This is a genomic window from Brevibacterium sp. W7.2 (genome assembly GCF_018137945.1).
In the GTDB taxonomy this organism is placed as follows: domain Bacteria; phylum Actinomycetota; class Actinomycetes; order Actinomycetales; family Brevibacteriaceae; genus Brevibacterium; species Brevibacterium sanguinis.
The window spans coordinates 3,420,068-3,442,421 of record NZ_CP073089.1; the positions used below are offsets into that span (position 1 = coordinate 3,420,068).

Consider the following 22,354-nt stretch of genomic DNA (forward strand, 5'->3'; position numbering starts at 1 on the left):
CCACTGGTAACTATTGACAGTACGAACCGTCCGAAAGGGGCACAATGCTCGTTCTCTCCATCATCACGTGGGCCCTCTCCGGCCTCCTCGCCGCACTCTTCCTCATGGCCGGCCTCGCCAAGGTGCGCAGCCCGCACAATTCGACGAAGCCGATGCCCACCCTCCTCGACTACACACCCGGTCAGGTCCGGTGGATCGGCATCGTCGAAGTCCTCGGGGCGATCGGCATCATCCTGCCCGCACTCCTCGGCATCCTCCCCTGGCTCACCGTCGTCTCCGCACTCGGGCTCGCCCTCATCCAGTTCCTCGCGATCTTCGCCCACAGGAAGCACAACGAGGCATTCACCATGAACATCATCGTTATGGTCGTCGCACTCGCTGTCGCTGTTCTGCGCATCGCAGGGGTCTGATGACGATGAGGGAATCCACTGCAGTCGACCGGGCCGCGGCCGCTGACCCGACTCCCGAGTCAGCGACCCCGCGCAAAGGCACCGGGGTGATCTGGCTCCTCCTCGGCGCCGCCTTCGTCACCCTCCTCAACGAAACGGTCATGGGTGTCGCCATCCCGCACCTCGTCACCGACCTCGGCGTCACGCTCACCCTCGCCCAATGGACGACCACGGCTTTCATGCTCACGATGGCCGTCGTCATCCCGACGACGGGCTACCTGCTCAAGCGCCTGAGCACGCGACAGGTGTTCCTCTTGGCGATGAGCCTCTTCACCGCCGGAACGCTGCTCGGCGCACTCGCACCGGAGTTCTCCGTCCTCCTCGTCGCTCGCGTCATCCAAGCCTCGGGCACGGCGATGATGATGCCGCTGCTCATGACGACGATCATGACCCTCGTTCCCGCGCACGAACGCGGTCGGTTCATGGGACGGATCACGATCGTCATGGCCGTCGCCCCGGCCCTCGGACCGACGCTGTCCGGGTTCATCCTCAACGTGCTCAACTGGCACTTCCTGTTCTGGACGATCCTGCCCGTGGCGATCCTCATGATGATCATCGGGGCGCTGCGTCTGCGCAACATCGGCGAACAGAGCCACTCACCGCTGGACTGGGTCTCCCTGCCGCTGTCCGCCTTCGGCTTCGGTGGACTCGTCTACGGGTTCAGCACCCTCGGCAGCGCCACGCCCGATTCCGCCCCTCAAGCGCTGACCGCCCTGGCCGTCGGTGTGCTCAGCCTGGGACTGTTCATCTGGCGGCAGATCGTCCTCCAGCGGGACGACCGGGCCCTGCTCGATCTGCGAGTGTTCCGGTCACGGACGTTCGCCCTGGCCATCGGCCTCGTCGTCGTGATGATGGCGGCGATGTTCGGTTCGATCATCCTCCTGCCGATCTACCTGCAGAACGTCCTCGCCCTCGATTCGGTGACGACCGGGATGCTCCTGCTCCCCGGTGGCCTCGTCATGGGCCTGGCCGCGCCGATCGTCGGTCGCCTCTTCGACCGCTTCGGTCCGCGACCGCTCGTCATCCCCGGGGCGCTCATGGCCAGTGCCGTGCTCTGGTCGCTCACCCAGCTGGACGAGAACTCACCGGCGTGGTTCGTCCTCCTCGGACACATGGGGCTCTCGATCGGCGTCGCCTTCATGATGACGCCGCTGCTCACCTCGGCGCTCGGATCGCTCACCCCGCAGCTCTACTCGCACGGGTCGGCGACGGTCGGCGCGATCCAGCAGGTCGCCGGGGCGATCGGCACGGCACTGTTCATCACCGTGCTCAGCATCGGCACCGTCCAGGCCGCCGGTTCGGGCGCGGCCTCGGTCGCCGCGCAAGCCGACGGGGTCTCGGTGGCATTCCTCGCCGGCGCGGTGCTCTCGCTCATCGCCGTGGTCGGCAGCTGGTTCGTCCGCAACCCGGCCCCGCTCGCCGCCCCAGCGTCGCCGGCCGCGAAATGAACCGGCCAGAGAGCTGAGCAGCGCAGAGCGCCCCGTCCCGGAGGAATCCGGGGCGGGGCGCTCTGCTGTGATCACCCGCCTCGGCGGGGTTCGCACGGTTCCGGACGACCGCCTCGGTGAGACTGAGCGGATGCCGCGGTACACAGCAAAAACCCGCCCCAGAATCACCTGGGACGGGGTTCGCTGTGTCTGGGAGGAATTTCGATTGCGGCCACGCGAAGACCCTAGGCCAGATGATCATCCGGTTATAGTTGCGAAATGGCCAATCCACCTCGGCTGCAGACGCCACCTTGGTCTCAAAACGACCTCAGGGCGCTCGGGAAGGCACTCCGGGATGGAACAACGCCCCCAGGCAGGGCACCAGATTATGAGGAGGTACTTGCGTGGTACCTCGACTTCTCTGGCGATGTCCTGGAGCACCTCGAGGGCCTCGATTGGTCGCCACTGGGATTGGCAGCGGCGCCCGGAACATCGCGCCCAAAGACAGTTGGCACTTTGATCGAAAAACTCCGGCGAGATCGCTCGACTCCATTGCAGAACATCGGCGACCTGGCAGGGGTTCGCATCGACGCCGATATGTCTCTTTCGGTGCAAACTGCGTTCGCTGATTCGGTCGCGGCCACAATTCGCGACGAGGTTGGTGATGCGAACGTCTTCATTAAAGATCTGCGTGGAGGCGAACACAGTGGGTATCGTGCAGTCCACGTCTTGACCAAGTATCCGGCGGGCCGATGCGAAATTCAGCTTCGAACGCAGCTTCAGAGCGCATGGGCCAACGCGTATGAACTTCTCGCGATGATTGTGGGACGAGAGATTCGCTACGGAGGTATGCCGTCAAATGCTCCCGGGCGAAGCCTCGTAGTGTCGATGCTGCAAGAATCACGGACCATCGCAGAGTTCGAGGGTCGCCTGAACCTTCTCAGTCACTTGTCTCACGTTTCCGAATCAGTCGACGAAGCCACACGCAAGATCCTGGCGTCCAAGTACAATGAAGACAAGAAGGGTGAGGAGCCGATCCTGCGGTCGTTGCACGACATGGAGCAAAGGCTACTCGCGTTAGTGAGAGGGGACCGTGATGACTAAATTCGTCCTCGCCTATAACAAGCGCACCGCTGAGCTCGTGGTTCTGGAGAAGTTCGGTGAGTCCAAGGACGCCGTCCGACGGCGTATGGAGCTGGCCGAAACTCACTTCGGCTCCGACTGGGAATTGGCGGTTCTCACGAGCCGAGATGAAGAGACTCTGCGCTCGACACATCAGAGGTACTTCGCCTCATCAGTTTGACGCATTTGACGTGCCATGAGGCTGGCCCTCACCAGGTCTGTCTACGACTCACATCCTCGAGCGAGTTCAGTCGCGTCATCAGACTGTGGTTCGACAGGTGCCAGAATTGAGGCATGACATGCATCCTGTGTGCGATCGCCAACGGGACCGAAGAGGCCGAGATCATCTTCGAAGATGACGACTGTCTGGCCATCACTCCACTGCGCCCGATGACCCCGGCACACGTTCTCCTGTTCCCGCGCGAGCACGCAGCCGATCTGCCTTCGTATCTCGACAGTTCGCCAGAGGGGGCCGGACGTCTGATGCGCCGGGCCGCTCAGACTGCGCGCACCTTGGGCTTCGAGTCTCGTGGATACCGGCTCGCCTGGAACTTTGGGCCGGACACGAACCAGAAGATCACGCACCCGCACCTTCATCTCCTCGGTGGACGGTCGCTGTCCGATCAGCTCGGCTGAAGGTTGTTGCGGCACCGGGAAGCTGAGCGGAGGCCTGCGGCACACAGCAGAACCCCGCTGCCAGGATCACCCGGAACGGGGTTCAGCTGTCACTGCGCGTCGACGGCCAGGACGGGACCGCCTCGGCGAGGGGCCGTCGGAACCGAAATGATCAGAGGTGCGCTTCGGGCGCAGACTTGACGTACTCGTCGACGGTGTCGTTCTTGAACGCGTCCTGGAGCTTCTTCAGCTCGTCCTGGTCGACGTTGACGATCGACTGACCGTCGGCCGAACGGCCGACGCCGGCGGTCGGGGACGTGAAGAACTCGATGTCGCCGGGGCGGACGTCGCGCATCGCGAACGCGGTCGAGGAGATGTACTGGGCGTTGAGACCGGAGTCGACGTACATGTACGGGGCGAACTCGGTGACCATCTCCTGGATCTTCGCCGGATTCGACAGGGTGTCGGCGGAGATGAGCTCATTGATAAGGCCCTTGATGAACGCCTGCTGATTGCGGGCGCGCTGGAAGTCGCCGTCCTTGAAGCTCTTGCGCTCGCGCACGAAGGTGAGCGCCTCGTCGCCGTTGAGGAGGTTCTCGCCCTTCTCGAACGTGTACCCGTTCTGGGTGAACGCCTGTTCGGAGTTGACCCGGACCCCGCCGAGGCTGTCGGTGAGTCCCTTGAAGCCCTCGAAGTCGATGATGGCGACGTGGTCGATGGGGGTGCCGATGAAGTCAGAGACCGTCTTCACGGCCAACGGCAGTCCGCCGTAGGACAGTGCCGCGTTGATCTTCGCCTTGCCCTGGCCTTCGATGTCGACCCAGCTGTCGCGCGGGATCGACATGATCTGGACGTTCGACCCGTTCTCAGGCAGGTGCATGACGAGGATCGAGTCCGAGCGCAGGCCGCGCGAGGAGTTGACGTCGACGTCCTTCATCGGCTCGTCGGAGCCGAGGAGGAGGATGTTCGTTCCGCCCTCCTCATTCTTCGCCTCGGGGCGCTGCGAACCGAAGACCTGCTCATCGCTGAGCTGATTGGCATTGTCGTCGAAGGACCGACCGACGTTCCACAGGTAGACACCGACACCGAGGACGCCGAGGACGACGACGACGAGGACGCCGACGAGGACCTTGCGCCACACGCGCTTCTTCTTCCGTCGCGGTCGCCGGGATTCCTCACTGTCGTTGTCGTTGGTGAAGATGTCATCGAACGGGTTGTTGTCCGTCATCGGCGCTCCGGATCTGGGTTCGGGGCGGCGCAGGGGCCGGCAGAGGAGAGTGGGCAATCCCGCTCATTGTATAGGGGTCCGATGACGTCCCGATGACCCACTCTGCCGATTCGCGTGGCCTGTCGAACCCCTGATGGCAGGGCTGCTTGCCGGGTCGGGAGCCGGTTGCGGCGGGGGCCGTCAGGCGTCCTGGAGGGACGGGTCGGCAAGGGGCAATGCCGGTCGGAGGACCACCTCGGCGAGGGGATGTCCACCTACGACGCCGGGCACGGATTCCGCACCGAGAGCAGAAGGATCCGACGGAAGAGGACGGAACGGCGACGGATCCCGGCGAGATCGCAGGGTGAGATGCCACTCAACCTGCGGGATCCGCGGTTGCGGGTCGCAAGGGCGGAGATAGACTCGTCTGATGTTCACAAACTATCGGGAAATTCTGTCGCTTCCCGGTGCTCTCAAGTTCTCCTTGGCAGGTCTTGTCGCACGGATGCCGATCGCCGTCCTCGGACTCGGGATCGTCCTCTTCATCCAAGGCGTCACCGGTTCGTACGGCCTGGCAGGCATCGTCGCCGCCGTGTACATGATCGTCCAAGCCCTTGCAGGTCCCGGGATCGCGCGCCTCGTCGACCGTCGCGGCCAGGCGAAGGTCATGGTGCCCATCGTCATCACGCACCTCATCGCGCTCACCCTCCTCATCGTCTCCGTCTACCTCGACTGGTGGGTCGGTCTCACCTTCGTCTTCGCCGGCATCGGCGGCGCCACTGTCGGCTCCGTCGGATCGCTCGTGCGGTCGCGCTGGTCGCACCTCGTGAACTCGCCGAACCAGCTGCAGACGGCGTTCTCCTGGGAATCCGTCGCCGACGAGCTGCTCTTCGTCTCCGGACCGGTGCTCGCCACGGTGCTCGCGACCGCCGTGTGGCCGCCCGCGGGCATCATCCTCTCGATGATCTCCGCCGGTGTGGGATCCGCGTTGCTCTACATCCAGAAGTCGACCGAGCCGCCTCCGATCGAACGATCCACCGAGGCGAAGGGCCACGTCTTCTCCAACCCGGGGATCTTCACGATCATCATCGTCAACGTCTTCCTCGGCGTGAACTTCGGCGCCATCGACGTCATCGCCGTCGCGTTCTCCGACGAGCAGGGCGTGAAGTCGCTCGCCGGCTTCCTCCTCAGTGCGTTCGCGCTCGGATCCCTCATCTCCGGTGCCATCTACGGGGCGAGGAACTGGAACTCCGCGACCCACCACCGTTTCGGGGTGACGGTCTCGCTGCTGGCGATCGGCACGTGCACGATGCTGCTCGCCCGCGACATGTTCACCTTCGGCCTCATCCTCTTCATCGTCGGCTTCACGATCGCGCCGAGCCTCGTCGGCGCGAACTCCGTCATCCAGCAGCTCGCCCCGCCGAGGCGGCTCACCGAGGCCTTCGCGTGGCTCGGCACCTCGCTCGGCTTCGGCGTCGCGTTCGGGTCGGCGATCGCCGGCAATCTCATCGACCACTACGGGGCGCACACCGCGATGCTTCTGCCCGCAGGCTGTGCGGTGCTCGGGGCGATCCTCGCGCTCTCGCTACTCAAGCTGCTCAACCCGTCGCGGTCGAGCCACGAAGTCCGCATCGAGAAGGACCGCCGCAGGGCCCGCGTCGAGGAGTGAGGCCGCCGGGCGGGTTGGGAGACCGGCCTGGCGATTTGCTGGTCACTGCGCCGAGGTGGCGTGACAATCACTGGTCACGGCGCCGAGGTGGCGCGGCCGAAATCAGCCCAGCCACCTCGGTGGAGCGACCAGCAAGTCAAAGGGCACCTCGGTGGAGTGACCAGCAAATCGCTCCGGAACCTACGGGGTGAAGCGGTAGCCGATGCCCATCTGCGTGTGGAGGTACTGCGGGCGCGCCGGATCGGCCTCGAGCTTCGAGCGCAGCTGCGACATGTAGACGCGCAGATAGTTCCGTTCCTTGCCGAACTCCGGCCCCCACACCTCGGTGAGCAGGGTCTGCGCTTCGACGAGCGCGCCCTTGTGCTTGACGAAGACCTCGAGCATCTTCCACTCGATCGGGGTGAGGTGCACCGGTTCGCCCTCGACCTCGAGGAGGTGGGCGGCGAGGTCGATGACGACGCGACCATCGGCCGTGCGCACGAGACCGGTCTCCCCCGTCTTCCCCGTGCGCCGTTCGATCGCCCGCAACCGGGCGAGCACTTCGCCGAGCGAGAACGGCTTCGTCACATAGTCATCGGCACCCGCGTCGAGGGCCGCGATCTTCCCGTGCGAATCGTGCCGGGCCGAGACGACGACGATAGGAACCTCGCTCCACCGCCGCACCTGGGCGATGAGCTCCATCCCGTCGACGTCGGGCAGCCCGAGGTCGAGGAGGATGACGTCGATCTCGGACTCGCTGAGCACCTCGTTCATCCGCCGACCGGTGCCGGCGACGACGACCTCATGTCCCTTCGCCTGCAGACCGATCCCCACAGCCGTGGCGATATCCGTGTCGTCCTCGACGATGAGCACTCGTTTCATCGGCCCCGTCCCCCTGCCGGCAGTTCGTCATCGGCTCCTGCCGGCAGTTCGTCGTCTCTCGCCGAGGCGGCTCCCGGGACCCTGCCGATCATGTCGTTCTCCGCCGGTGCGGGGTCAACACCGTCCGCCGAGGCGGTCTGTGCGCACCGGGGGAAGGTGAGCACCGCGGTGAACCCGCCGCCGGGAGTGTGCTCGGCGGTCAGGTCGATGCCCATCGCCCGGCACAGCCCCAGTGCCACGGCCATCCCGAGGCCCAGTCCTTTCGCATTCGACTCATCGAGGCGGGTGAACGGGGTGAAGATCGTCTCCAGGGCTTCGTCGCTCACCCCGGGACCGGAGTCGGCGATCCGCAGGTAGACCGCCTCGGCGCCGGTCGAGGCATCGATCGTCACCGGCGCTCCCCCACCGTATTTGAGCGAGTTCTCGACGATGTTGACGAGCACCCGTTCGAGCAGCCCGAAGTCGACGTCGACCCACGCATCAGGTTCGATGTCGACGGTGACGTCGTTCGGCACCTCGTCGACCCCCACCTCGGCGAGGGCGGAGGAGACGAGATCGGCCACGGGCACCGGGGATGTCGAGATCGTCACCGCACCGGACTGGATGCGGCTCATGTCGAGGAGGTTGTCGATGAGCTTCTCCAGCCGTTGGGTGCCGTTGTCGATGGTGGCGAGCATGAGCCGTTCGTCCTCGGGGCTGAGCTCGATCTCCTCGAGCATGAGCGTCGAGGCGGCGGCCTTGATCGCCCCGAGCGGGGTGCGCAGGTCATGGGAGACCGCGGTGAGCAGCGCCGTGCGCACGGCATTGCCGGCCGACAGCTCCCGGGCCCGCGAGCGGGTCGCGGCGAGTTCGGATTCGGTGAGGACACGGAGCAGCCGGCCCGCATAGGCGTCGAGGATCCGCTGTTCGCCGGCGCTGAGCGGCTGGCCCTTGAGGATCAGGGCGGTGTCGTCGTCGAGGTCGAAGGTCTCGGTCGCCTCGGCCCGCGTGGTCACCGGCTCCCCCGCCGAGGCGGTCACCGCCCACGCACCGGCCTCATCCTTCGTCAGCACGGCCACGCCGTCGAGGACGAAGGTCGTGCGGATGTTCTCGACCATCGAGTCGGGGCTGTCGCCCTCGGCGATCATCGACCGGGCGAGTTCGCTGAGCACCGAGCCCTCGTGTTCGGCGGCCTGGGCCTGCCGCGACCGGCGGGCGGCAAGGTCGACGACGGTGGCGACGGCCACGGCGACGGCGATGAAGATGATGAGCGCGACGATGTTCTCGACCTCGGCGATCGTGAACGAGCCGATGGGCAGGGTGAAGAACCAGTTGATGAGCGCGGTGCCGAGCAGCGCGGTCATGAGTGCCGGCCACAGTCCGCCGATGAGGGCGACGATGACGACGACGGTGATGAAGCTGAGGAAGTTCATGCTCAGCGACGCCGCCCCGGGGCCGAGCGAGATGAACAGGGCGGTGAGCGCCAAGGGGGCGAGCGCACCGATGACCCAGCCTGCGATCCGGCGCACCTTCGAGATCGGGTTGGCCGGCCGGGTCTCCCGGCTGGGCCGCCACACGCGGGCGGCCTGGGCGTGGGTGACCATGTGGACGTCGATGTCGGCGGCGGTGCTGATGACGCGGCCGGCGACGCCGGGACCGAAGATGCGGCCGTACCAGGGGGTGCGGGAGACGCCGAGGACGATCTGGGAGGCGTTGACGGTGCGGGCGAACTCGACGAGGGCCTTCGCGACGTCGTCGCCGACGACGGTGTGCCAGGTCGCGTTGTTGCCCTCGGCGAGTTCGCGGGCCCGCATGAGGTCAGGGGCCGTGGCCGAACGGGTGCCGTCGGGTTCGACGACGTGGACGACGAGGAGTTCGCGCCCGGCCACCCGCCCGGCGATGCGCAGGCCGCGGCGGATGAGGGTGACCGATTCGGCCCCGCCGGTGACGGCGACGATGATGCGGTCGCGGGCGGCCCACGTGTCGCGGATGCCCTTGGCGTCCCGGTACTCCTCGAGGCCTTCGTCGACGCGGTCGGCCAACCACAGCAGCGCGAGTTCGCGCAGCGCGGTGAGGTTGCCGAGGCGGAAGTAGTTCGACATCGCCGCATCGACCTTCGCCGCGGCGTAGATGTTGCCCTCGGACAGGCGGGCGCGCAGGGCGACCGGGGAGATGTCGACGAGTTCGATCTCGTCGGCGGTGCGGAGGAACGGGTCGGGGACCCGTTCGTGCTGGACGCGGCCGATGATCGACCCGACGACGTCGCCTAGGGATTCGAGGTGCTGGATGTTCACGGTGGTGAACACGTCGATGCCTGCGGCCAGGATCGCCGCGACGTCCTCCCAGCGCTTCTCCCGCTCCCCCGACCCGGGCACGTTCGTGTGGGCGAGTTCGTCGACGACGACGAGTTCCGGGGCCCGATTGATGACCGCCTCGGCGTCGAGCTCCTCGAAGGTCCGTCCCTGGTAGGGCACCTGGGCGCGGTCGAGGGTCTCGAATCCCTGCGCGAGCGCGGCCGTGTGGGCGCGACCGTGGTCCTCGACGATGCCGACGACGACGTCCCGGCCGGCGTCCCTGGCCCCGGCGGCGGCTTCGAGCATCGCGACGGTCTTGCCGACTCCGGGTGCATACCCGAGGAAGACCGTGAGCTTCCCCCGCCGAGGTGTGCCCATCAGTTCTGGGGATCCGCGAGGTCGATGCGGGCGCCGGTGTTGTTCGCGAGGTCGTTGTTGAGGGTGACGACGTTGACGCGGGGCACGCCGATGAAGCCCAGCAGCGGCTGCTTCGTGTTGGCTTCGACCATCGTCTCGACTTCCTCCCTGCTCAGCCCGGTCTCCTTGGCGACCCGAGCGATCTGCAGTCGAGCATACTCAGGACTGATTTCCGGATCGAGACCGGACGCCGAGGCGGTGACCGCATCCGCGGGGATCGAGGCCTCATCGACGCCTTCGCGCTCGGCGATCTCAGCCCTCCGCGTGGTGATCGCAGTGACGAGTTCGGGGTTCGTCGCCGCAAGGTTCGACCCGCCCGAGGACAGTCCGTCGTAGTCCCCGGCGGACGGCCGGGGGTAGAACCAGTCGTCGCCGGTGACCGGTTGGGCCATGAGCGCGGAGCCGACGACCACGCCGTCGGCGTTCCGGATCGCCGAGTCCTGGCTGGGCACGACTGTGGCGATGAGCACCATCGCCAGCGGGTAGGCGAGGCCGAGGAGGAGGGTGAAGACGAGGAGGGCCCGGAGCCCGGTGAAGGCCTGACGGATGAGCATGGGAGGTCCTGACTGTGAGGTGCGGATGCGGGTTTGATGGGGCGCCGCGGCGGCGTGAGACCCGGCCGCCGCGGACGGGGGTGTGGTGACCGGTCAGAGGAACGGGCTGATGACGAGGTCGATGAGCTTGATCCCGATGAAGGGGACGATGAGCCCGCCGAGCCCGAAGACGAGCAGGTTCTTGCCCAGCAGCGCCGAGGCGGTCGCGGCCTTGAACCGCACCCCGCGCAGGGCGACCGGGATGAGGGCGAGGATGATGAGCGCATTGAAGATCACCGCGGAGAGGATCGCCGACTCCGGGCTGTGCAGGCCCATGATGTTGAGCGCCCCGAGTCCGGGGAAGGCGAGGAGGAACATCGCAGGCACGATCGCGAAGTACTTCGCGACGTCGTTGGCGATCGAGAACGTCGTCAGCGCACCCCGGGTGATGAGCAGCTGCTTGCCGACCTGGACGATGTCGATGAGCTTCGTCGGATCCGAATCGAGGTCGACGAGGTTGCCGGCCTCCTTCGCCGCGGTCGTGCCCGTGTTCATCGCGACCCCGACGTCGGCCTGCGCGAGCGCGGGCGCATCGTTCGTCCCGTCCCCGGTCATCGCGACCATCCGACCGCCTGCCTGCTCGGACCGGATGAGGGCGAGCTTGTCCTCGGGTGTGGCCTCGGCGAGGTAGTCGTCGACCCCGGCCTCCTTCGCGATCGACCGGGCCGTGAGTTCGTTGTCCCCGGTGATCATCACCGTGCGGATGCCCATGGCCCGCAGCTGGGCGAAGCGCTCGGCCATGCCCGCCTTGACGATGTCGCGGAGGTCGATGACCCCGAGGACCCGGGCCCGCGCCGAGGCGGTCGTGCCGTTCGCGACGGTCGTGTCGGTGGCGGCGCTGTCGACGGCTTCGGCGACGAGGAGGGCGGTGCCGCCTCCCGTGTTGATGCGTTCGACCTCAGCACTCGCCTCGGCGGGGATGTCCGCGCCGCGGTCGATCGCCCACGCGATGACCTCCCGGGCCGCTCCCTTGACGACCGTGCGGGACCCGGCGCCCACCTCGGCGGGGAGGACGATGCCGGAGAGCCGGGTTGCGGCAGAGAACGGAATGAACTCGGCGTCGGGGAAGGCCTCGAGTCCGGCTTCGTCGATGCGGAACTCGCCTTCGGCCAGGGCGACGACGGACCGGCCCTCCGGGGTCTCGTCGGCCAGCGAGGACAGGCGGGCCGCCTCGGCGATCTGCTCATCGGTGGTCTCCCCGAAGGGAACGAAGTCGGTGGCCTGCCGGTCGCCCATCGTGATCGTCCCGGTCTTGTCGAGCAGGAGCGTCGAGACGTCACCGGCGGCCTCGACGGCGCGACCGGACTTCGCGAGCACGTTCGCGGCGACGAGCCGGTCCATGCCGGCGATGCCGATCGCCGAGAGCAGCGCCCCGATCGTCGTCGGGATGAGGCAGACGAGGAGGGCGATGAGCACCGTCAGCGACTGCGGGGCGCCGGAGAACGCCGCGATCGGGGCGAGGGTGGCGACGACGAGGATGAAGATGAGGGTGAGCACGGAGAGGAAGACGCCGAGGGCCACCTCGTTGGGGGTCTTCTGCCGGCTCGCGCCTTCGACCATCGCGATCATCTTGTCGAGGAAGGACTCCCCGGGGCTCGCGGTGACGGAGACGGTGATCGAATCCGAGAGGACCTTCGTCCCCCCGGTCACCGCACACCGGTCGCCGCCGGCCTCCCGGATGACAGGCGCGGATTCGCCGGTGATCGCCGACTCGTCGACGGTCGCGGCCCCCTCGACGACGTCGCCGTCGCCGGGGATGACCTCACCGGCGGTCACGAGCACGGTGTCCCCGGCCCGCAGCTGGGAGGCGGGGATCGTCTCCCGGGCGCCGCCGGGCAGGATGCGGGTCGCGTTCGCGCTCACCCGACTCGCCCGCAGGGAGTCGGCCTGCGCCTTGCCGCGGCCCTCGGCGAGCGCCTCGGCGGTGTTGGCGAAGACGCAGGTGAGGAACAGCCACACGCTGATCGCCCACGTGAACGGGGTCGGATCGGCGATCGCGAGGACCAGTGTGACGACCGCGCCGATCTCGACGAGGAACATCACGGGGTTGCGCCACGCGACCCTGGGGTCGAACTTCCTCAGCCCGAGGACGGTGGCCTGGGCGAGGGCGGGCAGGGTGATCGAACGGCCCGTGCTCGTCGGCCGGTGGGTCGCCGTGGTCCGGTGGTCTGCGCCGGGAGCGGGCGTCGGGGTGTCCTCGACGAGGTGGGGCGTGGAGGTGGTGGACAGGTCGGTCTTCATCTCAGAGGAGTCCTTCGTTGATCGGGCCGAGGGCGAGGACGGGCAGGAACGTCAGGGCGCTGACGATGAGTCCGACGCCGACGGTGACCCCGACGAACAGGGGTCGGTGGGTGGGCAGGGTGCCGGGGGTCGCCTCGGCGGTGGATTGGGCGGCGAACGCACCGGCCAGGGCGAGGACCGCGCAGATCGGGGCGAGCCGGCCGATGAGCATGGCCAGACCCAGGGCGGTGTTGAAGAACGGTGTGTTCGCGTTCAGCCCGGCGAACGCGGATCCGTTGTTGTTCGCCGCCGAGGTGAAGGCGTAGAGGATCTCGGAGAGGCCGTGGGGGCTGCCGGTGTTGAGGATCGAGTCGGCGGCACCGGGCCACATCGTCGCCACGGCCGTGCCCGCGAGCACGAGGGTGGGGGTGATGAGGATGACGGCGGAGGCGAGCGTGATCTCCGTGCGGCCGATCCGCTTGCCGAGGAACTCCGGGGTCCGGCCGACCATGAGGCCGCAGACGAAGACCGCGACGATCGCGACGACGAGCATGCCGTAGAGGCCCGAGCCGACCCCGCCGGGAGCGATCTCGCCGAGCATCATATTGAGCATGAGCACCCCGCCGCCGATCCCCGAGTAGCTCGAGTGGAAGGAGTCGACGGCACCGGTCGAGGTCAGGGTCGTCGAGACCGCGAAGAAAGCCGAGGGAATGACGCCGAAGCGGGTCTCCCTGCCCTCCATCGCCGCCCCGGCGGCATCGGTGGCCGGGGTGGACAGGGTGGTCTCGGTGAGGATGACGGCGGTGAGCGAGAGGACGAAGAACGTGGCCATGACCCCGAGGATCGCCCACCCGTGCTTCCGGCTGCCGACCATGACGCCGAAGGTGCGCGGCAGGGCGGAGGGGATGAGGAGGATGAGGAAGACGTTGGCGAGGTTGACCAGGGCGTTCGGGGCCGAGAGCGGGTGCGCGGAGTTCGCGTTGAAGAAGCCGCCGCCGTTCGTGCCGAGGTGCTTGATGACCTCCTGGCTGGCATCCGGCCCGCCCGGGATCGTCTGCGTGGCCTCGGCACCGCCGGCGACGGTGCGCACCACCTGGTCGGGGGTGAGGTTGTCGATGACGCCGAGGCCGATGTAGAGGATCGCGAAGATCACGGAGATCGGCAGGAGGATGCGCATGACGGTGCGGGTGAGGTCGACCCAGAAGTTGCCGATGAACAGCGAGCGCTGGCGCGCAAGCCCGCGGATGAGGGCAACGGCCACGGCGATGCCGACGGCGGCGGAGACGAAGTTCTGCACCGCGAGGCCGGCCATCTGCGTGAGGAAGCCCATCGTCGCCTCACCGGAGTAGGACTGCCAGTTCGTGTTCGTGACGAAGGAGATCGCGGTGTTGAATGCCTGGTCGGGCGCGACCGCGGTCTTGCCGTTGGACAGGGGCAGGAACTCCTGGAGGCGGAGCAGACCGTAGAGGACGGCGATGGAGACGAGGGAGAAGCCGAGGACGGAGAGGAAGTAGGTCTTCCACCGCTGCTCGGACTTCGGGTCGACGCCGGTGAGCCGGTAGAAGAGCGACTCGGCCTTCGTGTCCTTGGTCGAGAGGAACACCCCGGCCATGTAGTTGCCGAAGGGCACATGCACGGCCGCGAGGAGGCCGAGGACGAGGAGGATCTGAGTGATGCCGGTCAGCCAGGTCATGCGCGGGCCTCCCCCGTGGTGCCGGGGGTGGTCGGCTGGGAGCCGGGGGAGCCTGCTCCCGGCTGGAAGCCGGGGGAACCTGCGCCCGGCTGGGTGCCGGGGGTGGTCGGGTCGGCGGCGCGCGCGGTTCTCGCGCTCTCGGCGGTGACCTTCTCGAAGACCTTCGCGAGGGCGACGAGCCCGACGATCGTCGCGAGGGCGAGCAGGAGGAAGAGGAGATCGGCGAAGGGGGCATCCATACGGTGGGGCCTCGGTTTCTCGTGAGCTGGCGATCAGTGCACGGCGGCGCAGTGCGCCGTCGTGCGGTACTCACCCATCTCACATGCGCCCCGAGGCCGTCGGGGCCGATCTTGACACCGTCTTAACACCTCCTAACGCACTTTTGACACCTCCAGGATCGGGCGTTGCGACCTGGCTTGCGCCCTAGCTCAGGCGGTCGGCGAGCCAGTCGGCGACCGCGGCGGTGCGTGCTTCGCTGTCGTTGTAGATCGTGTGGTCCCCGGCCGGCCATTCGAGGAGGGTCGAGTCCTCGCTCGCCTTCAGGAACGGCGTCTGGTCCTCCCGGTCGACAAGAGGGTCGGCACCGCCGTGGATGACGAGGATCCCGCCGTTGACCCGGTCGGTTTCCGGGTCGAAGGCCAGGCGGGCGAAGTTCGCCTCGATCGCCGCCTCGTCGTCGGAGCCGAGCATCGCCGCCTGCTCCCGGAAGGTCTGGAACGGCAGCAGCGTCGGGGCGGCGAATCCCCCGTTGACGACGGTCGCGGTGATCCGATGGTCGGCCGCGGCCGTGATCGCGGCGAAGGTCCCGCCGAGGCTGTTGCCCCAGATCCCCACGGGCCGCCCCGTGAGCTCGGGGACGGCCTCGAGGGCGTCGACGAAACGCGAGAAGGCAGCGGGGACGTCGACGTCGAGGTGGATGCCGGAGACGAGCCGACTCTCCCCCTGACCGGGGCCTTCGGCCATGAGCGTGGCGATCCCCCGGTCGGCGAGCGCATCGGAGAGGCGGTAGTACGTCGCACCCCAGCCGCTCTGACCGCCGAAGACGATGACGCTCGCCCGCGCCTCGGCGGGCACGCGCAGCCAGCCGACAAGGGAGCCCGAGGCGAACGGCACCTCGATGCGCTGCAGGTACGAGGCGGGGATCTGCGTGATCGCGGTCAGTGCCGCCCTGGCCCGAGAGTAGAGCGCGGACTTCCGGTCGCCGTCGGGCAGCGGCATCTGCGCGAAGAGGAAGTCGGCGACCGCGGCCCGGTAGGCGTCGATCGCGGTGCGGGAGCGGCCCTCGCCGGCGGCCGCCTCGGCGCGGAGCACCTGCGCCTCGCCGAGGCGCTCGGCCGCTTCGTCCCACCGCTGTCCCGAGTCGGTGGCGGCCTGCAGGCGCAGCACGTCACCGTGGACCATGCCGCCGTCGAGGAGCCGCTGGGCGGGCATGGCCCGCCAGTGCGCGTCGAGCTCCTTGCGCAGCTCAGCGCTTGGCTGGTCTGCGCCGTGCCGCTCGCCGCCGTGTTCGTCGGGAGCGTGTGCCGCGAACGTGCACACATCGGGTCGGCGCCACACCCCGCTGCTCGGATGGTCGGCTCGCGTCATCGCACCCCCACCTCGGCGAGTGACGAACGCGACGCCGCCGCATCCTGCCCACCCGAGCGCAGCTGGGCGATCATGTCGTCGACGAGGGCCGGCGCATCGGCCATCGCCCCGGTGCCGAAGACGACGAAGTCGGGGCGGGCGATGAACACCTCTGAGTCCGTCGAGGCGAAGTAGTCGCGGTACGTGCCGTCGACATCGGTCACCGACCACGGGGTGCCCGGCGCGGTCGAGACCACGGCGGCCCCCACCTCGGCGAGGCGGTCGAACTGCTCCGCCGACAGCACGGTCGCGGGATCACCCGAGGTCACGAGGTGGAGGCCGTTGCCGATGATGTCGTCGAAGAGCGCCGTGGCACCGTCCTTGGCGATCCTGCCCTGCGGGGAGAGGGTGCCGGCATACGGCTGCTCACCGCGGGCGAGGTACCCGGACTCGATCGTCGGGAACGGCGGCGCATCGAGCGTCTCACCGGCGAAGAACGCCTCATCGCGGGCCTTCGCGGCATCGACGTCGAGCATGTTCGCGATCTTACCCAGCGCGATGCTTCCGGCCTGGATCGCGGCGACGTGGGGGCGACGCTCCTCCTCGTACGTGTCGAGGAAGGCCTCGTCGGCGTGCCCGCGGAGGACGAGGTCGAGCTTCCACGCGAGCGTGAGCCCGTCGCGCATGCCCGAGCACGCGCCCTGCCCCATGTAGGGCGGCATCGTGTGGGCGGCATCCCCGATGAGGAAGGCCCGGCCGTCGCGCCACCGGTGCGCGGTGCGGGCGGAGAACACGTAGACGATGTGCCGGAGGATGCGCACGTCCTCGGGACCGAGGTCATGGCGTTCGCGGAACCACTTCCACGCATGCTCCTCGGTCAGCGCCTCCTCCGGGTTCTCACCGGGCAGGACGGCGACCTCGAAGCGCTGCCGCCCGGGCCCGATGGGCATGGACATGTTCGGGCGCAGGGGGTCGCAGAACTGGGTGCTCACGTCGAAGCGCTCGGGCAGATCGCGCACCTTCTCGGTGTCGAGGTTGAGCCACACGTCGTTGCATTCGAGGTCGTCGCGGTCGATGCCGAGCGCCGTGCGCACGAAGCTGTTCGCCCCGTCGGCGCCGACGATGTACTTCGCGCGGATGATCAGGTCGTCCTCACCGTGGTCGGCTGCGGTCTCATCGTCCCGCGACCACGGGCGCACGCGCAGGGTCACGCCGTCGGCGTCCTGGCTTAAGTCGATGCCCTTGAACCCCTGGAGGACGTCGACGTTGTCGCGGGTGCGGACGTCGGCGTCGATCGCGTCCTCGATGTCGGGCTGGTACATCGTGTAGTGCGCCGCGAAGCCCGAGGACTCCCCCGACCAGTCGACGGTGAGCAGCTTCTCGCCCGCGCCGTTGCGCCAGACGTATTCGTCGGCCGGGGCGGATCCCTTGAGCGCGACCTCGACGTCGCCGACGTTCTGGATGATGCGCGCGACCTCCCCGTCGATGTGGTTGAGCCGCGGGAGCCCGTAGAGGGTCTTCCAGCGTTCGATGACGACGACGCGGTGGCCGCGCCGGCCCAACGCCGAGGCGAGGACGAGTCCCGAGGGACCGTAGCCGACGACGGCGACGTCATAGGTCGTCGACGCGGCCGCCTCGGTGGGATCGCTTCCGACGGTGCGCTGATCGGTGGTGCTCATGGGCACTCCTTCGTGTCTGACATGGCAGGTTCTCTCTAGAACCGTGTCCTCACGATAGGAATCCCTCACGCCCCCGACGACACGATGTGCGACACCGCTGTCCGATCTGCGACACGAATCTGTGAGCTGCGCAACACCCGCGCGGTAATATCGGGGACCATGACCGGGGTGACCAAGCCTGCAGGCGTCGGGGAGTTCGAACGCGACGTCGGTCGTTCGCTGAGCCCGCACCGGCTGCTCGGCGTCGACGAGGGCTCCTTCGCGCCCGAAGTCTGGAAGCTCGACCTTGAACGGCTGCGGATCCTCCAGTTCTCCCTCGGCACCGAGGTCAGGGTCGACCTGCCCGAACACGAGGACTACCTCGGCTTCCTCATCGCCCGCCGAGGCAGTGCCCGCGTCGACATCGGATCCGACTCGATCCCCGTCGCCCCCGCCTCGAGTGCCGCGATCCTCCTCCCCGGCGCCCGGGTGCGGATGCCCCTGGGCGCCGAGTACGACCAGATCCACCTGCGCGTCGACCCCGCGGTGCTGCGCGCCCACAGCCAGTCCGTGCTCGGTCGCGCGGCACCTCCGTCGCCCCGCTTCCGCAGCCACTCCCTGCCTTTGGGCCCGGGGTTCGGCGCGTGGCTCGGGGTCCTCCAGGGACTCGTGTCCGGTGGCCGTGCCGGCGGTGACATGCCTGAGCTGATGACGAAATCCGTCGAGGACCTCCTCCTCACCCAGCTCGTCCTCGGCCACCCCGACCTCGGGCTTGCGGAGGACTCCGCGGCGAGCGCGGGTCCGGCGACGACGAAGCGGGTGCGGCTGGCCCTCGATCACATCGCCGACCACCTCGGCGAACCGCTGACCGTGACCGACATCGCCGAGGCGGCCGGCCTGAGCGTGCGCACCCTGCAACGGGCATTCCGCGAACAGCTCGGCACCTCCCCGCTCGACCATGTGCAGCAGGAGCGTCTCCATGCGGCACGGGCGGACATCCTCGCCGGGGAGGAGCCGATCAGCGACATCGCGTTCCGGTGGGGCTTCTCGCATCCCTCCCGCTTCGCCGCCGCCTACCGGCGCGTCTTCGGCGAACAGCCCTCGCAGACCCGCGCCGGGCGGTGACCTCACTCGACGAGCTTGCCCTCCTGGCTGATCTCACCGGTGTGCATGAGCTCGGCGACCTCGGGGTCGACGGCCGGGATCGTCTCCCGGACGACACCGGTCGACGGTGACCATACGAGATTGACCGTGAGCTCCGGATCGAGCTCCGGGAAGTCGCTGCGGTTGTGGCAGCCGCGGGTCTCCCGGCGTTCGAGTGCCGATTCCAGGGTCGCCCGGGCCGCGAGCACCGAGGACTTGAGGTCGAAGGCGTGGGCGAGGTCGGAGAATCCGGCGATGTCAGGGTGGATGCCGACGCCGGCCATGCGCTCCTCGATCGCCGCGAGCTTCTCGAGTCCGGCCAGCAGACCGGCCTCGTCGCGGACGACGCCGGCGTGTTCGGTCATGAGGTTGCGGACCTCGCGCTGCAGGGCCCGGACGTTCTCCGCCCCATCGGAGGCGAGCAGGTCATCGATCTCAGCGCGCGCCTCGGCGAGGGACTCCTGGGACCGCACCTGCGCTTCGAGCTCATCGGAGTACGCGACGGCGGAGCGGCCGACGATGCGACCGAAGACGAGGAGCTCGATGAGGGAGTTGCCGCCGAGGCGGTTGGCCCCGTGCAGACCGGACGAGGCCTCGCCGATGGCCCACAGTCCCTCGACGTCGGTGCTGTGGTCGACGGGGTCGACCCACACCCCGCCCATCGAGTAGTGCGCGGTCGGGGCGATCTCGATCGGGCTCGTCGTGATGTCGAGCATCTGGGTCTCCATGAGCGTCTGGTAGACGCGCGGGAGCCGGGTCATGATCGTCTCGCGCGGCAGGTGGGAGACGTCGAGCCACACGCCGCCGTTCTCCGTCCCGCGGCCCTCGGCGATCTCCGTGTACGCGGCGAGCGCGACCCGGTCACGGGTCGAGAGCTCCATCCGTTCGGGGTCGTAGCGTTCCATGAACCTCTCGCCGAGGGCGTTGCGGAGGATGCCGCCCTCGCCGCGGGCGGCCTCGGAGACAAGGGTTCCGGCGGCGTTCTCGGGTTCGAGGATGCCCGAGGGGTGGAACTGGACGAGTTCGGCGTCGCGGAGACGGCCGCCGGCTTCGACGGCGAGGCGGAAGGAGTCGCCGGTGTTCTCATCCCGGCGCGAGGAGGTCCGCCGCCAGATCCGGTTGTGTCCGCCGGCGGCGAGGATGACGGCATCGGCGTGGATGCGGTACCGGGTGCCGTCGACGAGGTCGAAGCCGTAGGCGCCGAAGATCCGGCCGTCTGCGACGAGGAGCTTAGTGATGTAGACGGTGTCGAGGACGGGGATGTCGAGCTCTTCGGCGCGGTGGATGAGCGCGCGCTGGATCTCGAGTCCCGTGTAGTCCCCGGCGAAGGCGGTGCGCCGCCAGGTGTGGGCGCCGAAGAAGCGCTGGGAGATCCGCCCGTCCTCTTCGCGGGCGAAGTTCATGCCGTAGCGTTCGAGGTCGGCGATGCCCTGTTCGGCGCCCTGGGTGACGATCTCGACGGTGCGCGGGTTGGCGAGGTCGTAGGATTCCTTGATCGTATCGGCCGCGTGCTGCTGCCACGAGTCCTCGGGGTCCATCGTCGACAGGGCGGCGTTGATTCCGCCTGCGGCGAGCGAGGTGTGCGCATCGGACTTCGGCCGTTTGCCCACGGCGATGACGTCGGCGCCCGATTCGGCGACCTCGATGGCCGCGCGGAGGCCGGAGCCGCCGGTGCCGATGACGAGCACCGAGGTCGACAGCGAGTGTTCTCTCTTTCGGGCATTGCCCTGTTCTCTGCTCATGCGTTCCACGTTAGGATTGCCTATTCGATACGTCCAATGCATTGTTTGACTCAACACGATAGCGATACGCTATTGCTATGAATCTCGAACAGCTCGCGAGCTTCGTCGAGGTCGCCGACACCGGGCACTTCACGAAGGCCGCCGCGACCCTCCACCTCGCCCAACCGTCCCTGTCCCGGCAGATCTCGACGCTGGAGAAGGAGCTCGGTGCCGAGCTCTTCCACCGCGCCCGCGGTCACATCACGCTCACCGCGGCCGGGGCTGCCCTGCTGCCGACCGCGCGAAGGATGCTCGCCGACGCCGAGGCGATCCGCCTCGACATGGACGAGCTCGCCGGTCTGCGTCAGGGCCGGGTCCGCCTCGGCGCGACCCCGACGCTGTGCGTGAGCCTCGTCGCCGAGGCGCTCAGCCGGTTCCATGCCGAGCATCCCGGGATCGAGCTCGAGGTCGTGGAGAAGGGCTCGCGCGAACTCGTCGAGGCCCTCGGCGCCGGGCAGCTCGACCTCGCGCTCATCACCCGCACCGTCGACCTCGGCGCGCAGACACCCAGGCTGCAGATGCAGGAGGTCCTCCGCGAGGACCTCGTCGTCATCACCGCCTGCGATGACGGGGACGATGGGGACACGATCACCCTCGCCGAGGTAGCCGCCCGTCCGCAGGTCGTCTTCCATCACGGGTACGACCTCCGGGAGGCCACCTCGGCGGCATTCGAGGCGGCGGGACTGACCCCCGATGTCGTCGTCGCAGGCGTCGAGATGGATGCGGCGATCCGGTTCGTCGAACGCGGACTCGGGCTCGCGATCGTCCCGGCCATGGTCCTCGTCGACCGGCCCCGCCTGCGGTCGATCCGCCTCGTCGATCCCGGTCTCTCCCGCATCGTCAGCCTCGCCTCCCGCGCGGACGTCCGGCCCACGGCGGCCGCCTCGGCGATGGAGAGGACGGTGCTGAGCACGGCACGGGCACTGACCGCCGCTGATTCCGAGCTCGCCCGGTACGTGCGGATGGAGGTCTAGGGCTTCTCCACCCGGATCTCCACCCGCGGGTGGTTCGCGTGGGCGGCGGCGCGGCGAAGGATGGGGGCAGTGGATCGCACCGGGCGATCCCGTCGCCCGTCTGGAGGCCCAGTCATGAATCTCTCCACCGTCCCCTGGATGTCGATCGTCGATGTCCTCCTCATCGCAGTGGTGCTCGCTCTCATCCTCTTCCGTCAGCTCAGCTGGCGCAGCGCCGCGAGGATGACGCGCATCGCCGTGGTCGTCATCATCATCGGAGTAGCAAGTCTGCCGCTCCAGCTGCAGGGCAGCAAAGCCTCGCTGGTCTCGGCGATGCTCGTCATCGCGCTCACCGTCCTCGTCTCGCTGGCCGGCGGATGGGTCATGGGCAGGCTCTCCGCGGTCGAGACGGATGCCGCAGGCCAGGTCCGGGTCCGGGGAGGCTGGCTCGGGGTCGGCCTGTGGATCGGCTTCATCATCGTTCGGATCGGCATGAACGTGGGGATCGCCGCCCTGATCTCACCTCAGCTCGTCTCGGTCACGGGCCTGTTCCTCATCTCGCTCGGCCTCGCCCGTCTTACGAGCACCCAGATCGCCGTCCAGCGGGCGCACTCGGGCCTCACGCACACCGTTCCCGCTGCCGCCCAGAGCGGGCAGTGACCCCGCTGATCCCGAGCCGGTCGACATGATCGTCAGTGGAGACTCGG

19 protein-coding genes are annotated in these 22,354 nt (G+C 68.2%); 9 read left to right on the top strand and 10 right to left on the bottom strand.

Going from position 1 to position 22,354, the window contains the following annotated elements:
* Window positions 1-44 precede the first annotated feature (44 nt).
* From J9315_RS15370 to J9315_RS15390, 5 genes are all read left to right on the top strand, one after another.
* A complete protein-coding gene (locus J9315_RS15370) occupies window positions 45-410 on the top strand; it encodes a DoxX family protein (RefSeq protein ID WP_009377301.1) in 366 nt (121 codons plus the stop codon).
* Between the two features lie 5 nt (window positions 411-415).
* Window positions 416-1,897 carry an MDR family MFS transporter gene (locus tag J9315_RS15375; protein WP_197464193.1) on the top strand — a complete coding sequence of 494 codons (1,482 nt, stop codon included), beginning with the start codon at window positions 416-418 and terminating at the stop codon, window positions 1,895-1,897.
* Between the two features lie 258 nt (window positions 1,898-2,155).
* Window positions 2,156-2,980: a hypothetical protein gene (locus tag J9315_RS15380; protein ID WP_081590981.1), complete on the top strand. Its 825-nt coding sequence runs from the start codon at window positions 2,156-2,158 to the stop codon at window positions 2,978-2,980.
* Window positions 2,973-3,179: a hypothetical protein gene (locus tag J9315_RS15385; protein ID WP_009377306.1), complete on the top strand. Its 207-nt coding sequence runs from the start codon at window positions 2,973-2,975 to the stop codon at window positions 3,177-3,179. The genes J9315_RS15380 and J9315_RS15385 overlap by 8 nt, the downstream gene beginning before the upstream one ends.
* 113 nt (window positions 3,180-3,292) lie before the next feature.
* Window positions 3,293-3,634 (top strand): HIT domain-containing protein, encoded by a 342-nt coding sequence (locus J9315_RS15390; protein ID WP_009377308.1) that lies wholly within the window; start codon window positions 3,293-3,295, stop codon window positions 3,632-3,634.
* Between the two features lie 151 nt (window positions 3,635-3,785).
* On the opposite strand, the gene J9315_RS15395 is transcribed toward J9315_RS15390, so the two are convergent.
* Window positions 3,786-4,841 (bottom strand): LCP family protein, encoded by a 1,056-nt coding sequence (locus J9315_RS15395; RefSeq protein WP_009377310.1) that lies wholly within the window; start codon window positions 4,839-4,841, stop codon window positions 3,786-3,788.
* Between the two features lie 409 nt (window positions 4,842-5,250).
* Between J9315_RS15395 and J9315_RS15400 the strand changes: the two genes are divergently transcribed.
* The gene (locus J9315_RS15400; RefSeq protein WP_101624399.1) at window positions 5,251-6,489 is read left to right on the top strand and encodes an MFS transporter; all 1,239 of its coding nucleotides are present in this window, start codon (window positions 5,251-5,253) and stop codon (window positions 6,487-6,489) included.
* A 180-nt stretch (window positions 6,490-6,669) separates the two neighbouring features.
* On the opposite strand, the gene J9315_RS15405 is transcribed toward J9315_RS15400, so the two are convergent.
* The 8 genes from J9315_RS15405 to J9315_RS15440 all read right to left on the bottom strand — a co-directional run bounded on the left by J9315_RS15405 (window position 6,670) and on the right by J9315_RS15440 (window position 17,791).
* Complete coding sequence (locus tag J9315_RS15405) at window positions 6,670-7,350, bottom strand: response regulator (RefSeq protein ID WP_211978255.1); 681 nt, start codon at window positions 7,348-7,350, stop codon at window positions 6,670-6,672.
* On the bottom strand, window positions 7,347-10,001 hold the full coding sequence (locus tag J9315_RS15410) for a DUF4118 domain-containing protein (protein WP_211978256.1): 2,655 nt from the start codon (window positions 9,999-10,001) through the stop codon (window positions 7,347-7,349). The genes J9315_RS15405 and J9315_RS15410 overlap by 4 nt, the downstream gene beginning before the upstream one ends.
* Window positions 10,001-10,594: a potassium-transporting ATPase subunit KdpC gene (gene kdpC / locus J9315_RS15415; protein ID WP_211978257.1), complete on the bottom strand. Its 594-nt coding sequence runs from the start codon at window positions 10,592-10,594 to the stop codon at window positions 10,001-10,003. Before kdpC ends, J9315_RS15410 begins: the two co-directional genes overlap by 1 nt.
* Window positions 10,595-10,687: 93 nt before the next feature.
* Window positions 10,688-12,874 carry a potassium-transporting ATPase subunit KdpB gene (gene kdpB / locus J9315_RS15420; protein ID WP_211978258.1) on the bottom strand — a complete coding sequence of 729 codons (2,187 nt, stop codon included), beginning with the start codon at window positions 12,872-12,874 and terminating at the stop codon, window positions 10,688-10,690.
* Window position 12,875: 1 nt separating this feature from the next.
* Complete coding sequence (kdpA, locus tag J9315_RS15425) at window positions 12,876-14,546, bottom strand: potassium-transporting ATPase subunit KdpA (protein WP_211978259.1); 1,671 nt, start codon at window positions 14,544-14,546, stop codon at window positions 12,876-12,878.
* A complete protein-coding gene (locus tag J9315_RS15430; protein WP_211978260.1) occupies window positions 14,543-14,785 on the bottom strand; it encodes a hypothetical protein in 243 nt (80 codons plus the stop codon). Before J9315_RS15430 ends, kdpA begins: the two co-directional genes overlap by 4 nt.
* A 184-nt stretch (window positions 14,786-14,969) precedes the next feature.
* Window positions 14,970-16,133: an alpha/beta hydrolase gene (locus J9315_RS15435; RefSeq protein WP_211978261.1), complete on the bottom strand. Its 1,164-nt coding sequence runs from the start codon at window positions 16,131-16,133 to the stop codon at window positions 14,970-14,972.
* On the bottom strand, window positions 16,130-17,791 hold the full coding sequence (locus J9315_RS15440; RefSeq protein WP_211978262.1) for a bifunctional 3-(3-hydroxy-phenyl)propionate/3-hydroxycinnamic acid hydroxylase: 1,662 nt from the start codon (window positions 17,789-17,791) through the stop codon (window positions 16,130-16,132). The genes J9315_RS15435 and J9315_RS15440 overlap by 4 nt, the downstream gene beginning before the upstream one ends.
* A 168-nt stretch (window positions 17,792-17,959) precedes the next feature.
* Between J9315_RS15440 and J9315_RS15445 the strand changes: the two genes are divergently transcribed.
* A complete protein-coding gene (locus J9315_RS15445; protein WP_211978263.1) occupies window positions 17,960-18,895 on the top strand; it encodes an AraC family transcriptional regulator in 936 nt (311 codons plus the stop codon).
* A 2-nt stretch (window positions 18,896-18,897) separates the two neighbouring features.
* Here the strand turns inward: J9315_RS15445 and J9315_RS15450 are convergent, their stop codons facing one another.
* Window positions 18,898-20,655 (bottom strand): FAD-binding protein, encoded by a 1,758-nt coding sequence (locus tag J9315_RS15450; RefSeq protein WP_211978264.1) that lies wholly within the window; start codon window positions 20,653-20,655, stop codon window positions 18,898-18,900.
* Window positions 20,656-20,732: 77 nt separating this feature from the next.
* On the opposite strand from J9315_RS15450, the gene J9315_RS15455 reads away from it, so the two are divergent.
* Complete coding sequence (locus J9315_RS15455; RefSeq protein ID WP_211978265.1) at window positions 20,733-21,668, top strand: LysR family transcriptional regulator; 936 nt, start codon at window positions 20,733-20,735, stop codon at window positions 21,666-21,668.
* 114 nt (window positions 21,669-21,782) lie between these two features.
* Window positions 21,783-22,307 carry a hypothetical protein gene (locus J9315_RS15460; protein ID WP_211978266.1) on the top strand — a complete coding sequence of 175 codons (525 nt, stop codon included), beginning with the start codon at window positions 21,783-21,785 and terminating at the stop codon, window positions 22,305-22,307.
* The last annotated feature ends 47 nt before the right edge of the window (window positions 22,308-22,354 follow it).